Here is a 12,208-nt window from a genome sequence, read left to right as displayed (position 1 = left end):
GCCAAGGCAACGGCATCACCTGGCACGCCAGCAGCTGGCACAGGTACTTCATGGCCAATGCAGCGAAGAACAAGGGCGACAAGGGCGAGCGGGACGCCGTGGTCGCACTCATCCAACGAACCCCGCACCTGTTGGTCCAGGACCGCAGGCCGATGCGTGCCCTCGGCGCCGGACGCAAGGACGACGAAGGGGACCTGCGCGTGCTTCCCGGAACGTCCATCCAGGTGAAGTTCTGGAACAACCTGACGCGGGCGTGCAGGGAGGCCGCCGACGGTGCGGTCCGCCAGGCCAAGAACGCGCAGAACCCCTACGCGATGGGTCTGGTGCCGATCCCCCGCGCCAACACCGCGGTCGGCTCGCTGCGCTGGCTGGCGGCCGGTTACTCCTGGCCGGGAGGTATCGACCAGTGGGAGCCGGTGCCGACGTTCGGGGGCGCCCAGATCGCTGTGAAGCACCTGCAGTCGGGGTTCGGTGGTCGGGTGCCACTGTCACTGCGGATGACGCGGGTGAAGGCGAAGGGGTCCAAGACGTTGTACATCGCGCCCGTCGAGGCGTGGCTCGAGTCCTACGCCGTCGACACCGGCCAGCCCTTCCACGCCCCGGCCGACTACGTCACGCCGGCCATCTGGGAGGACGACCCCGAGCTGGCGGTCGAGCTGGGTGGTGACGTGAGCCAGTTGCTGGCCCCGGTCAGCTAATCCCGAAAGAGCTGTGCCCCGGTTAGGAGATGAACACCACTTCTTCTCTAACCGGGGCACAGCCGTCTTTGGGCCCTTTAGAGGGCGTTGCGGGTCAGTGCCTTGCGCACCTTCCGGGACGTACGAACGGTGGCTGACTGCTGCGGTGCCTCATCGAGGGCGCGAGCCCACTGACCGTCGTGCACCCATGACAGGTGAGTGGTGTGCCGTGAGGCCATGACGCAGAGCCGACCCGGTGCCATGTGGTGCTCGGAGGCGGACCCGCCGGCCATGGGGTCCAGCGCGACGACCGCACGCCACTCACCGCCCTGGATCTTGTCGGCAGTCCCGACCAGCACATCGTCGAGCCCAGCGGCAGCGAGCATCCCCGAGAGCATGGTGACCTGGGTGTTGAGAGCGACCACCACGGTCACGTCAGTCTGGGTCAGGACGCTGCTGGTCCGCTGTCCGGTGCTGTCGGTGTCCACGGCGGTGCTGCCCACCAGGGCGGCGACCCGCTCGACGATGACGCTGAGCAGCCGGGGGTCCATCGAGTGCTTGCCGTCCGACACGGTGACGTGACCCAACTCGGGCAGCACCTGGCCGTTCAGACCGATGAGCCCACGCTGCGGGCGGGCCGAGGCGAAGTCGAAGGGGTAGAGCGGGGCGATGGCAGCGACGGTGTCGGGGCCGAGCCGGTAGGACTGGCCCATCGACATTCGCGTGGCGAAGTCCATCGTGGCGAACGCCTCGGGAGCACGACGGTGCGGAGCGCGGCGCAGGGACTCCCACGCGCCGGTGTCCACGGTCACCACCGGACCAATCTGGCCGGGGTCACCCACCATGACCACCTGGTCGAAGCCGGACGCAGCAGCAGCAGCCTCAGCGAACGTGACCTGGTAGCCCTCGTCGATGAGCAGCAGCTTGCGTCCGGCTGTCTGCTGCTTGCTCGTGCGGGACCGCTTCAACGATGCCACGGTGCGGATGGACACCCTTCCCCGTCCCAGCTCCTTCACCTGCGAGGCGGTTAGTGCGCCTTCCTCTGCCTTGGGCGCCTCCATGTTGCGCACGGCCAGCGAAATCTGGGCCGGGTGCATCACGTCGGTGAGGCGCTGGTAGAGGTTCATGGCCTGCTCGCGGCGGGGCGTGGCCACGGTGATCTCCGGAAGGTCCTGGCCGAAACGGTTGGCCAGGTGGGAGATCACCGTGGTCAGCGTGCTCGTCTTACCACCGCCGGGAGGGGAGTCGATGAGGATGACCCGCTGACCGCTGATGATCTGGTAGAGCGTCTGGGCAGCAATCGAGTCGCGGACCAAGGGGCGGTGCGTGTGCGGCTCGTGACCCTTCTCGGTGGGCTCCTGTGGAACCGGGAGTTCAGCTTCGTTACGACGGGAGTCGAACCCGAAGCCGTCAAGGATGGAGGGTGAAGTGGTGTTCATGGTGGTTGGGTGTGGCGTGGCGAGCCGTTGGGCCTCAGTCGCCGACCGGGGCACCGGCAACGGCGACGTCCAACGGCATCGAGATCGGCGCCAGCGGGTCCATCGACGTCTCGTCCGCCCGCGACCACTTGACCGTGGAGGCCGTGCCGAAGCTACCGAAGGGGCTGATGGTTATGTATACGGGACCGGAGTGCTCGACCACGTCGGACAGGACCGCCAGGGCAGCAGCCGAAGGCCCACGGCCCTTCTCCTGCGTGCGGATCGTCCGACCGAACACGCCGAGCAGCGTCTCGCTCTGCTCGTCGTAGCCCAGGTCAGCCAGACGCAGGTCCACCACCCGTCGCCCCAGGATGGCCAGCACGTCACCCGTACGCACCTTCGACGGCGTGGACAGCGCGCCCACGACGCTGCCGCCCTCCCAGCGCCGGCCACTGACCTCCACGACCTCGCCACTGAGCAGGTAGAACGGGATCAGCAGTTCGTCGGTGCGGCAGATCGCGCCAAAGTGCTCCTCGACCGAGGTGGCCATTTCGAAGCCGGTCGCTGCCGAGGTGGCACTGCGGCGGCGCAGGACGTCAGAGGCGATGCGGTCCTCGGTGTCCCGGATGATCTTGCCGTACTCGCGCACCGAGGCCATGCCGCTCTCGTCGGTGTGCTTGGCCTGGTAGTCGTGAGCGGGGGTCATCGCGTGACCTGCCAGCTCGCGCCAACCGTCGGGGTCATCGCTCGTGCCCAGCGCAGCGGCCCAGGCAGTCACGTCGTCGTTCTCCTGCTCGACCGGCGTCCAGAAGGTCCGTGACAGGGCGGCGGACAGGACCAGCATCTTGGAGCTGGCCGTCATGCGCCGGAGCACACCGACGTGCTGGGCGACCTTGCGAAGCTCCGGGTCGCCGTCCCGCTCGATGGCCGACTCGAGCGCCGAGGCAGCCCGCGGGGTCAGCGGCATCAGCAGGTACTGCGCACTGTCCAGGATGGTGCGCACCTGGCTGGCTGTGGCCCGGACCGGCGGCAGACCCTCGCCCGGCATGGACAGCATGGTGCCTTCCTTGCCGATCCAGACCGGAACCGTGTTGCGACCGTCCGGCTCGGTGCCACTGCGGTGCAGCCCGCCCGGCCCGGCCATCCGGCGCAGGGGACGGCCCCTGTTCACCAGGTGACTGGCGGAGGCGGCACGCATATGAGCGGTGAAATGCCGGGTCGATGGGTCGTGACCGGCGCCGCGGTAGGCGGCCAGGACGTCACGGGTGGGCTGTGCAGAAGTGGTGTTCATGGTGGTTGGGTGTGGCGTCCGCAGACTTGTGCGCAACGACTCGGACGCCACACCAGGGGGCCATGACCACCTATCGCGTTGCCCCGGCCGTCTCGGGCGCCGACCGCTTCACCCACGTGTGGAAGGTCACCCCGATGGGCAGGTACGGCGCGCACGAGCTGGTGACCATCTGCCCGCCCAGCCCATACGGCGTGCTGTTCGCCAACCGGCCCGGTGAGCACACCGGCCTGGCCGACGCCATTAGGGCCCTGTCCACCTCGGAGGCACCGTGCGGTGAGTGCGCGGACCTGGCGGAAGAAGGTGCGAAGTGAGCGTCAGTGTCTCCCTGAACAGTGGCTTCCTGGTCGCCGCGGTGGTCCTGATCATCGCGTCCGCCGTCGTGGGCTACCTAGCCCGGTCCGTGTCAGACGAGGACGACCAGACCGAGACCAACGACAAGAACAACGAGGAGCAAAACAATGACCACGACGACTGACCGCCCCATCCTGCTGGTCGACATGGACGGTGTCCTGTTCGACTGGTCATCGGGTTTCTACCGCATCCTGGACGAGCTCGCGCAGGCCCGAGGCGTCGAGCACGGTCTGCCGCCGGCCACCGAGTTGCGAGCCTTCGACTTCGCCAAGGCTGTGCCGCAGGGCGACGAGCACACCCTCGACATGGTGTGGGAGGCCATGCGTCACCCTGAGCTGTACACCAGGCTGGCGCCGATGCCCGGAGCCGTGGAAGCACTGAACGAGGCCGCCGAGTCCTACGAGACGTTCATCTGCTCCACGCCGGAGAAGAACAACCCGACGTGCGCCTCGGACAAGATCGCCGCGATGACCGAGCACTTCGGCGACCCGTGGCGCAAGCGCATCATCCTGACCCACGACAAGACCATCGTGCACGGCGACGTCCTGGTCGACGACAAGGACTTCATCACCGGACAGATGGCGGGCCGCACGTCGTGGCAGCAGGTGTTTTTCACCCAGCCGTACAACGCCGCCCTGCCCGGCCCCCGCCTGGACACCTGGGCTGAGTGGCGCGAGGTCGTTGAGCCCCTGATGGGACGCCGCGCAGCATGAGTACCCCCACGCTGTTCCACGCCATCACCGACCACGGCAACGGCTGGTGGTTCACCGGCACGCGCATCGTCAAGGTCACCGAGCTGCTGGTCGAGGGCGGCTGCCGTGGCCTGGTTGTCGCGGACATTCCGGCCATCGACGACGAGGCCGCGCGTGCCTACGACCCGGACCACATCAGCAACCGGGTCGACTTCGTACCCACCGTCGGGCTGAGTCCCGCTTACCCGATCGAGCTGCCCCAGGGCACGATGATGCACACCTGGGATCAGGAGACTGCCAGCCGGTTCCGTAGCTTCCGGGACACCTACCGACGAGCAGAGGGCATCCCCCGCGCCATCCTGCACACCGGCGAAGTCCAGGCCAACGACTGGCCGAACGGTGCCTACGTGCAGGGTGGAACGTCCGGGGTGGTGTTCAAACGCAGCTGGGGCAGTTACAGGACGGCGTTCGTCGAGGCGATGCTGCCCGACAGCGACAGCGGCGAACGTGGCCCGTTCATCCGCGGCGAGGGCGAGACCGTCGCTGTGGCCGAAGACGCCGCCTGGGCCAAGTGGCAAGAGGTCGACGCCTGCCCGGGCCACGAATGGGAGCAGCGCGGCTACCGCAACGGTGGCGGCATCTGCAAGCACTGTTCCCGGTTCGGCATGAACGTCTTCGACGTCAAGGTGGTCGGCCACCCTTGCACCGACTGCGGCGTCGGCACCAACCACTTCTGCGACGATGACGACAACTGGTTCTGCGAGGAGCACTTCGGTCCGCACCAGCCGCACTGCGCACACGGCCAGCCGCAGCCGTCCAAGACCTGGGCCAAGTACTGCGACTGCGACGAGGAGGCTGCCCGCCACACCACCAGTCCATGAGCACAACAATCACAGGGGCCCGCCCCCACAAGCCGTCACCGGAGCAGCTGGAGCACCTCGCCCACTGGCTCGCGCTGGCCCTGGACAAGATGCCGTACTTCGCGAACATCCTCTACGGCCTGCGGCCCCTGCACGCCCCCGGTCTGCGCACCTTCGCGGTCGATGAAGGGCTGCGGCTCTACATCGACTTCGACGCGGTCATCAACGAGATGGGCTGGACCGCCGACCAGTGCTCCCAGGCGCTGCTGCACGAGGCTTCCCACGTCTGGCGCCAGCACCTGCTCCGTGGGCGCGAGGCTGGCATCACGCGGACCGAGGGAAAACTCAGCAATATCGCTGCCGATTGTGAGATCAACGACGACCTGGTGGCATCCGGCTGCGCGTGGCTCGGTGAGTTCGGCGTCGTCCCGTCAAAGATCGGCCAGCCCGACAACGAGACCTTCGAGTTCTACCTGGCGAGCCTGCGCGACCAGGTCCGCAAGCATCAGCAGAACATGTGTGGCACCTGCGGCTCCCCCAAGCAGCAGCAGCCCGACAGCCAGAACGAGGACCAGCAGCCAGGTGACGAGGACGGCGACCAGGATGGTGGGGATCAGGACGGTGACGCCTCTGGCAGCCAGCCGGGCGACCAGCAGGACGGCGACCGGGACGGCGACCAGTCCGGTGGTTCGGGCGGTCAGCCCTCGACTGCCTGCCCCGAGTGCGGTGACGACAGCGACTACTCCGGCTGCGGTTCTATCGGTGGCGGCACCCCTGCCCCCTTCGAACTGCCGGTGGGCGACGACGCGGACGGGTCGGCCCCGGCGGTCAACCCCAGCGAGGTGGACGGCATCCTGGAGCGCACCGCGAACAGCATCATCGAGACCGCCAAGAACCGTGGCAACGTTCCCGGTGGCCTGATTGAGGAAGCCCGCCAGATTCTCGCTCCCCCGCAGGTGCCCTGGTACCGCACCCTGAACCGGGTCGTGAACCGGGCCGTCGCCAAGGCGATGGGGCGAAAGAAGGCCACCTATGACAAGCGGTCCCGTCGTCGGCACAACATCCGCATGGGCGGGGCCGGTAACAAGGTCATCTATCCCGGCCAGTACAGCCCCAAACTGCGCCTGCTGTTCGCCCGTGACACCTCAGGGTCGATGAGCGTGGCCGACCTGAACGCCCTGGGTAACGAGATCGTCGGTATCGCCAAGGTCATGGGCATCAAGGACGAGTACCTGCGGGTCATGGACGTGGACGCACAGGTTCATGCCATCACCTCCTACCGCGCCGCGTCTACCCTGACCGACGTCCACGGGCGCGGCGGGACCGATATGTGCGAGGCGATCCGGGTCGCGGTCGAGCTTCCCAACCCGCCGGACGTCCTGGTCGTCGGCACGGACGGCTTCACGCCCTGGCCAGAGGCCCCGGTTTCGTTCCCGGTCATCGCGTGCATCGTCGACCAGAACGGCTCAGCCGAGCAGGTCGTCGCCAACGTCCCCGACTGGATTACCACCGTGGTGGTCGACCCCAGCAAGGGACGCGACCAGGCAGCCGCCTGAGCAATAGCATCACAAGCGCACCGGACCTGCCAGTGAGGTCCGGTGCGCTTGTGTCTGGCAGCGTGCACGAACGCCTGGGCACGCCACACCACCTGGTCATGAACACCACGACACAGACCCTCCCCGGTACCCCGATGATGCGCGCGATCGCTGCCTGCGTCTCCGCGCGAGTCCCCGCCCTCCTGATCGGTGCGCCCGGTCAGGGCAAGACGGCCAAGCTGGAAGCCATGTCCCGCTCGTGGGGCTACTACTTCGAGTCGCTGACCGGCTCCAACCGTGAGGCCACCGACTTCCTCGGCCTGCCTTTCGAGGGCCAGTTCACCAGCCCCCACGACGGCTCGGAGTACAAGGTCCAGTCCAGCCTCTCCCTCGATTGGGCGATCCGGCTGAACGAGCAGGCGAAGGTCCGCCCGAACGCCGGCTCCGTCGTGCTGCTCGATGAGTGCAACCTGCAAGAGGACGTCATGAAGGCTTTCCTGCGGGTCACTGAGGAGCGCATCGCCGGTCCCGACCGTTTCGAGGACAACGTGGCGGTGCTGCTGGCGATGAACCCGACGCACCTGTCCACCGGCGGCTACGACCTGCCTGCCCCGTTCGCCAACCGCATGATCCACTTGACGTGGGAGCACGACCACGACGCCTGGACCGACGCCTTCCTGAGCGGCTTCGCGGACGTGGCCTACCCGTCCATGGACAGCCTGCTCGGTCCGCGGGACACCGAGACCTCGACCCGTGTCCGGTCCGCCATTGCGCAGTTCCTGAACGTCCACCCGCAGCACCGCAACGACTGCCCCGAGAACGACATTGACGCCGCCTCCGGCCCCTGGCAGTCCATCCGCATGTGGACCAAGGCAGCGCAGGCGTTGGAGCAGCTGCACCACGGTGACGACGCCGCCACCCGGCTGCTGCTGCGCGGTGCGGTGGGCAAGAAGGCTGCGACTGACTACATGACCTGGCGTGACCAGCAGGACCTTTACGACCCGGCCGCAGTGCTCCGTGGTGACGTCGACGTCAACTGGAACGACGGGCGGCTCGACCGGCTGTACGTCCTGACCCTGTCGTTGAGGGCGCTGGTTCAGGCCACGGGCGACGCCGACCAGTGGGCCACCGCGATGAAACTCATGGCTCAGGGTCAGGCAGTCCGGCCCGACGTGGCCTGGCAGGGCGCCCACGGACTGTTGCAGGTCCGGCCCAGCGACGCCACCCTCCCGCGTGCGTTCAAGGATGCCTTCTCCGAGCAGATGGACCGGGTTGGCCTGACCACCTCACAGTCTGCCGCTGCCTAAGACCAGGGTCTCGCTCTCTCGCCGCACAGTAAGCAGGGCATGAGCACCCAGCCCTACGACGAGACCAAGCACCCTCGTGGCCCCGGAGGCAAGTGGGCGACCAAGCCGGCGTCCGAGTCCGATGTGGTGCTGGACGCCGGCGTGCGGGCGAGCGAGATCGATGATGCGGCAAGCACCGGTGTCTACGTCGAGCCCGCCACAGCAACCTTCGACCTCACCGGCCGGAACCGTGAGGTCGAAGGTTTCCGGGATGCGGCTGCTCTGGCCGGTGAGTACAACCACCCCGGCGGCGACTACCCGAAGCTGTCCGGTCAGACCCCACGCCGCACCTACACCGGTGCCACGGGCAGGCTCAAGATGCCGAGCCGGGCCGCGATCACCCGGTTCGGCCAGGCGCAGCACGAGACGTTCGACGTCCCGGTCAGCATGAACGGTGACGTCTCATGGATGCGTGTGACCCCAGGCAAGCGAGGAGTCTGGGAGGTCGAGCCGGTCGCCGGTCATGACCCGGAGCAGGTGGCGACAGCCGAGGCGGTGTGTGCCGTCCTGGAGGCGCGTCGCCCGACCACGGCGCTGTCCCGGCACAGCGCGGCGACCCTGATGCGCAGGCGCCGGGAGCGTCTCGAGGCCCGCGGCGCCCGACAGCACGACATCGCCAGCAGCTGGATCCGCTCAACCGGCTACCAGGAGCAGGGCCGCATGATGGTGATGCGGACCAAGGACACCTGGACCAAGGGCGGAGAGCACCGGCCGGGACGGGTCTACGGGTTCCGAGACGTGCCGTCCAACCACTACAGCGCCATGGCCAAGGCTGACCGTCCCGGTGCCGTCTTCAACGACCTGATCAAGGGCCAGCACCAGCGGGTCGCCGTCGACCAGTGCGGGTCCTGCGGCGCCTACTACTCCACCGACGCCGCGACCGGACACACCTGCACGACCGGTGTCAGCACCACCGCACGCCGAGGCGGCAGCGACAGTCGTGGCACCGCACAGGAGGCCAGCAACCGGCTCAGGCGTCTGCTGACTCGGGCGTGAACCACCCGATCAGTCCGAGCTGACTCATCGAGTTCAGCAGCGACAGCTCGTCACGGACCTCCACCCACGCAACGTTGCCGGTCGGTGCCGGGGTGTCGGTGAACGGTTCGTAGGCCATGTCGAGGCACACCAGCGGGACGTCCCGGGACCACTGCCCCACGTCGACCCCGGAATCCTTCGCTCGGAACCAGGCGTCCACGTCGCGCGGGTCTGCCTGGCCCAGTTCTAGGGCGCCCTCGGTCACCGCGGAGGCCAGCCACGACTCCTGGATGCCCTGGGCCAGACGGATGCCGTAGTCGATACGGGCCGCGTCCAGTTCCACCAGGTCCTCAACCGAAGCATCCCTGGTCGGATAGTCGTCGATCACCAGCGCCAGGAGCTCGCCTGCAGTGTCAGCCACCGCCATCTGCATCTGTCCGTCCTGGGAGAACACCATGGCGTGGTTCCAGGACGCTCCGTCAGGCTTGGTCGGCATGTTGCCTCCAGGGTCGGGGAGGTTAGTTATCGCGATCACAGCAATGCGTCCTTCCGTGCGCGGGCAGGCAGGTCCAGCAGCGTGCTCAGCTGGCGGTCCAGGCGATCGGGGTCCCCGCCGGCGGTTGCCGAACCGTGGACCAGGTCGTCAGGTAGCTCGTCCCTCAGGTCGTGCGGGAGCGGGCGGACGGCGGGCTGCACGACACTGATGACGCGCCCGCCCAGACTGGTGATGAAACGCGCCTCGTCGGCGAGCCGGACATCGCGGACAACGACCCGCGCGCCGGTCAGCTCAGGCCCGTAGTCGTCCAGCAGCTGCTCGTGCAGTCGCCGGACAAGCAGGTCAGGCCCAAACTGAGACCGCAGCGCAGCACCCAGGGCCACCATGTAGCGCCGGATGGTCGAGCCGTACCGCTGGTGGGCGGTGGCCGACTTCCAGCCCATCTCATCGACCACCGAACGCAGCCTGACCCTGTTGTCGACGAACGGGTCCATCTTGAGCAGACTGTCCTGCAGCGGGGTCGAGAAGGCGTAGGCGGTGAAGTCGTGACGGCTCACCAGGAGACTGGCGGCGGTGTCCTTGTCGCTACCAGCCCTCCCGCTGAGCCCCACGAGCACGGGCGTCGGTTCGGTGTCCACGTCTTACCTGTGCCAGCTGCCGTACAGCCAGGTGTCCCAGCACGCCGCTTCTCCTTCGACCTGGCCTTCGGTGAACTCGTCTTCGAGGGCGACATGCAGGGGTTCCCGATCGAGCAGGTGCGGTTCACCGACGCCGAGGACCAGAACATCTGGGACTCCTCCCGGCTGTATATCGACGGCGCGTCTTGGGTCTGGAGGTACGCGGTGGGGGTCTGCCGGGCCTACACCGAGCAGACCTAGAGGCCCAGGGCGCTGCTGGTCGTGTCCCGCAGGGTTTCGGCCGGCCGGGTGTAGGTCGCCAGGGTTGCCAGGTTCTGGTGCCGGGTCGTCCGTGCCAGCTTCTCGGCCGGGACACCCGCCTCAGCCGCCGTGGTCGCATGGCCTGCCCGCAGCGAGTGGCCCGTGATGTTCAGGTGCCCCAGCCCTGCCGCGTCAGCGCGGTCGCTGATGACCTGGCCGATCGCCGCACCGGACATCGGGTCCACCCCGGGGCGACGGTCCGACCAGGAGATCGGGACGAACAGCGGGTCGGACCCCTTGGCACCGGTCATCGCCACCCAGCGGTCCACAGAACCGACCGGGTCAGTCAGAGGGTGCTCGCCCCTGGTGACGCCGACGTACTGACCCGCCCCTTCCTGGTCCCCCTTGGAGCGGCGCACCACCAGGACCAGCCCGGCCGCCCGGTGCAGGACGTCCTTGACAGCCAGGCCGGCCAGCTCCGAGCGACGCAGTGCCGCGGCATACCCGAGCAGGATGATGGCCGCGTCCCTGGCCCCGCGCAGTGACGCCGGGTCGAGCGTCGTGACTATCTGGCGGACCTGGTCAGTGGTCAGGGGGTGGGCCTGCCGACGTGGCGCGGTCCCCAGTCGCCGTCGCAGGCCCGACCGGACCCTGGCCAGTCCCCTGTTGGTCGTCGGGTCCTCCAGGTGGGCGTCGAGGTGGGCGTTTCGGATAGCCGCCAGTGCCCGGTCCAGCGAGCTGGGCGTCAGTCCGCGGTCGGCCAGGTGTACCAGGTAGGCGGCGACCGTCGCCGGGTCGGCCCCCAGTGCGATGTGGCCGCTCTCTGAGCACCAGGACAGCCAGGACCGCCAGGCCGAGTCGTAGGAGCGGCGGGTCGAGGCCGACAGGGACTCCGAGGCCGCCGCGGTGATCGCCAGGCGAGTTGCCGGGTCCAGGACGGCACCGGCCGGAGTCAGGTCGGTGATGGTGGACATGCCTCCATCTTGGCACTCACCTGGGACGAACCCGGCTGGCACAGGTTATGTATGCCAGGAATCAATGCCGCGGTAGTCGACTTCGAGACCGCCAACCCGCACCACGCCAGCCTGCTGAGCGTCGGGGCGGCCAGGGTGGTCGACGGCACGATCATCAGGAAGTACCACCAGCTGGTTCGTCCTACCGCGCCCTACGACGCCTTCTACCGCCGCAACGTCGACATCCACGGCATCCGCCCCGAGCACGTCATCGACGCCCCGGACTGGGCCGACGTGGCTCCCGGGGTGCTCCGGTCCCTGCTCTCGGGAGGCCCGATTGTTGCCCACGGTGCCATGTCCGCGGACCTCAGTATGCTCAACCAAGCACTGACTGCGGCCGGGCTGGCCATGCCGACCGTCCCCTACGTCTGCACGCAGGCGATGGCCCGACAGTTGCTGCCCGGCCTGCCCTCCTACCGGCTGCCCGACCTGGTCCAGCACACCCTGGGCCGGACCATGGTGGGTCACCATGACGCCGGTGAGGACGCCGCAGCGACAGCCGAGGTGCTCATCGCGATGTGCACAATGGCCGGGGTCGATGACCTGACGCCGTTCGTGAAGTACCGCCGCCCCAAGAACACTCCCCTGGCCCCGCCGAAGACCAACCGCTGGGCCATGCTCGCGCCGGTGCCGATCGGCTGATGAGGACCTGCCACGGAAACAGCTGGCACAGGTA

At 68.1% G+C, this 12,208-nt stretch carries 15 protein-coding genes; 10 read left to right on the top strand and 5 right to left on the bottom strand.

The features are described 5' to 3' along the window. Positions 1 to 50 precede the first annotated feature (50 nt). Complete coding sequence (locus DPQ65_RS07630) at positions 51 to 698, top strand: hypothetical protein (RefSeq protein WP_114906727.1); 648 nt, start codon at positions 51 to 53, stop codon at positions 696 to 698. 77 nt (positions 699 to 775) lie between these two features. Here the strand turns inward: DPQ65_RS07630 and DPQ65_RS07625 are convergent, their stop codons facing one another. Together DPQ65_RS07625 and DPQ65_RS07620 are read right to left on the bottom strand one after the other, a co-directional pair. After that, positions 776 to 2,116: an AAA family ATPase gene (locus tag DPQ65_RS07625; RefSeq protein ID WP_114906726.1), complete on the bottom strand. Its 1,341-nt coding sequence runs from the start codon at positions 2,114 to 2,116 to the stop codon at positions 776 to 778. A gap of 34 nt (positions 2,117 to 2,150) precedes the next feature. Continuing rightward, the gene (locus DPQ65_RS07620) at positions 2,151 to 3,386 is read right to left on the bottom strand and encodes a hypothetical protein (RefSeq protein ID WP_162802081.1); all 1,236 of its coding nucleotides are present in this window, start codon (positions 3,384 to 3,386) and stop codon (positions 2,151 to 2,153) included. 62 nt (positions 3,387 to 3,448) lie between these two features. Between DPQ65_RS07620 and DPQ65_RS07615 the strand changes: the two genes are divergently transcribed. The 7 genes from DPQ65_RS07615 to DPQ65_RS07590 all read left to right on the top strand — a co-directional run bounded on the left by DPQ65_RS07615 (position 3,449) and on the right by DPQ65_RS07590 (position 9,166). Continuing rightward, the gene (locus tag DPQ65_RS07615; protein WP_114906724.1) at positions 3,449 to 3,697 is read left to right on the top strand and encodes a hypothetical protein; all 249 of its coding nucleotides are present in this window, start codon (positions 3,449 to 3,451) and stop codon (positions 3,695 to 3,697) included. Then, positions 3,694 to 3,861, top strand: a complete 168-nt coding sequence (locus DPQ65_RS15615) for a hypothetical protein (protein ID WP_162802080.1) — start codon at positions 3,694 to 3,696, stop codon at positions 3,859 to 3,861. The genes DPQ65_RS07615 and DPQ65_RS15615 overlap by 4 nt, the downstream gene beginning before the upstream one ends. Beyond that, positions 3,845 to 4,450 carry a 5' nucleotidase, NT5C type gene (locus tag DPQ65_RS07610; RefSeq protein WP_114906723.1) on the top strand — a complete coding sequence of 202 codons (606 nt, stop codon included), beginning with the start codon at positions 3,845 to 3,847 and terminating at the stop codon, positions 4,448 to 4,450. The genes DPQ65_RS15615 and DPQ65_RS07610 overlap by 17 nt, the downstream gene beginning before the upstream one ends. Continuing rightward, positions 4,447 to 5,310, top strand: a complete 864-nt coding sequence (locus DPQ65_RS07605) for a hypothetical protein (RefSeq protein ID WP_114906722.1) — start codon at positions 4,447 to 4,449, stop codon at positions 5,308 to 5,310. The genes DPQ65_RS07610 and DPQ65_RS07605 overlap by 4 nt, the downstream gene beginning before the upstream one ends. Beyond that, entirely contained in the window at positions 5,307 to 6,845 is a 1,539-nt protein-coding gene (locus DPQ65_RS07600) for a vWA domain-containing protein (RefSeq protein ID WP_114906721.1), read from the top strand. Before DPQ65_RS07605 ends, DPQ65_RS07600 begins: the two co-directional genes overlap by 4 nt. A 98-nt stretch (positions 6,846 to 6,943) precedes the next feature. Next, positions 6,944 to 8,131, top strand: a complete 1,188-nt coding sequence (locus tag DPQ65_RS07595) for a hypothetical protein (RefSeq protein WP_162802079.1) — start codon at positions 6,944 to 6,946, stop codon at positions 8,129 to 8,131. Between the two features lie 39 nt (positions 8,132 to 8,170). Further along, positions 8,171 to 9,166 (top strand): KTSC domain-containing protein, encoded by a 996-nt coding sequence (locus DPQ65_RS07590; RefSeq protein WP_114906719.1) that lies wholly within the window; start codon positions 8,171 to 8,173, stop codon positions 9,164 to 9,166. Here the strand turns inward: DPQ65_RS07590 and DPQ65_RS07585 are convergent. After that, positions 9,141 to 9,641 carry a hypothetical protein gene (locus DPQ65_RS07585; protein WP_114906718.1) on the bottom strand — a complete coding sequence of 167 codons (501 nt, stop codon included), beginning with the start codon at positions 9,639 to 9,641 and terminating at the stop codon, positions 9,141 to 9,143. The two genes, DPQ65_RS07590 and DPQ65_RS07585, sit on opposite strands and share 26 nt — an antisense overlap. Before the next feature lie 35 nt (positions 9,642 to 9,676). Then, positions 9,677 to 10,279, bottom strand: coding sequence for a hypothetical protein (locus DPQ65_RS07580; RefSeq protein ID WP_114906717.1), 603 nt, complete (start codon positions 10,277 to 10,279; stop codon positions 9,677 to 9,679). Between the two features lie 9 nt (positions 10,280 to 10,288). Between DPQ65_RS07580 and DPQ65_RS07575 the strand changes: the two genes are divergently transcribed. Further along, on the top strand, positions 10,289 to 10,519 hold the full coding sequence (locus tag DPQ65_RS07575; RefSeq protein ID WP_114906716.1) for a hypothetical protein: 231 nt from the start codon (positions 10,289 to 10,291) through the stop codon (positions 10,517 to 10,519). On the opposite strand, the gene DPQ65_RS07570 is transcribed toward DPQ65_RS07575, so the two are convergent. Then, on the bottom strand, positions 10,516 to 11,493 hold the full coding sequence (locus DPQ65_RS07570; protein WP_114906715.1) for a tyrosine-type recombinase/integrase: 978 nt from the start codon (positions 11,491 to 11,493) through the stop codon (positions 10,516 to 10,518). The two genes, DPQ65_RS07575 and DPQ65_RS07570, sit on opposite strands and share 4 nt — an antisense overlap. A 51-nt stretch (positions 11,494 to 11,544) precedes the next feature. On the opposite strand from DPQ65_RS07570, the gene DPQ65_RS07565 reads away from it, so the two are divergent. Further along, on the top strand, positions 11,545 to 12,174 hold the full coding sequence (locus tag DPQ65_RS07565) for an exonuclease domain-containing protein (RefSeq protein ID WP_114906714.1): 630 nt from the start codon (positions 11,545 to 11,547) through the stop codon (positions 12,172 to 12,174). Positions 12,175 to 12,208 lie beyond the last annotated feature (34 nt).

This window comes from Ornithinimicrobium murale (genome assembly GCF_003352835.1).
Lineage (GTDB): Bacteria > Actinomycetota > Actinomycetes > Actinomycetales > Dermatophilaceae > Ornithinicoccus > Ornithinicoccus muralis.
This window is presented reverse-complemented; position numbering and strand designations above follow the sequence as displayed.

Coding starts and splice junctions, on each gene's coding strand:
- DPQ65_RS07615 (WP_114906724.1), top strand. CDS start 3,449: ATGACCACCTATCGCGTTGCCCCGGCCGTCTCGGGCGCCGACCGCTTC.
- DPQ65_RS07565 (WP_114906714.1), top strand. CDS start 11,545: ATGCCAGGAATCAATGCCGCGGTAGTCGACTTCGAGACCGCCAACCCG.
- DPQ65_RS07620 (WP_162802081.1), bottom strand. CDS start 3,386: ATGAACACCACTTCTGCACAGCCCACCCGTGACGTCCTGGCCGCCTAC.
- DPQ65_RS07605 (WP_114906722.1), top strand. CDS start 4,447: ATGAGTACCCCCACGCTGTTCCACGCCATCACCGACCACGGCAACGGC.
- DPQ65_RS07600 (WP_114906721.1), top strand. CDS start 5,307: ATGAGCACAACAATCACAGGGGCCCGCCCCCACAAGCCGTCACCGGAG.
- DPQ65_RS07610 (WP_114906723.1), top strand. CDS start 3,845: ATGACCACGACGACTGACCGCCCCATCCTGCTGGTCGACATGGACGGT.
- DPQ65_RS07625 (WP_114906726.1), bottom strand. CDS start 2,116: ATGAACACCACTTCACCCTCCATCCTTGACGGCTTCGGGTTCGACTCC.
- DPQ65_RS07570 (WP_114906715.1), bottom strand. CDS start 11,493: ATGTCCACCATCACCGACCTGACTCCGGCCGGTGCCGTCCTGGACCCG.
- DPQ65_RS07585 (WP_114906718.1), bottom strand. CDS start 9,641: ATGCCGACCAAGCCTGACGGAGCGTCCTGGAACCACGCCATGGTGTTC.
- DPQ65_RS07595 (WP_162802079.1), top strand. CDS start 6,944: ATGAACACCACGACACAGACCCTCCCCGGTACCCCGATGATGCGCGCG.
- DPQ65_RS07630 (WP_114906727.1), top strand. CDS start 51: ATGGCCAATGCAGCGAAGAACAAGGGCGACAAGGGCGAGCGGGACGCC.
- DPQ65_RS07590 (WP_114906719.1), top strand. CDS start 8,171: ATGAGCACCCAGCCCTACGACGAGACCAAGCACCCTCGTGGCCCCGGA.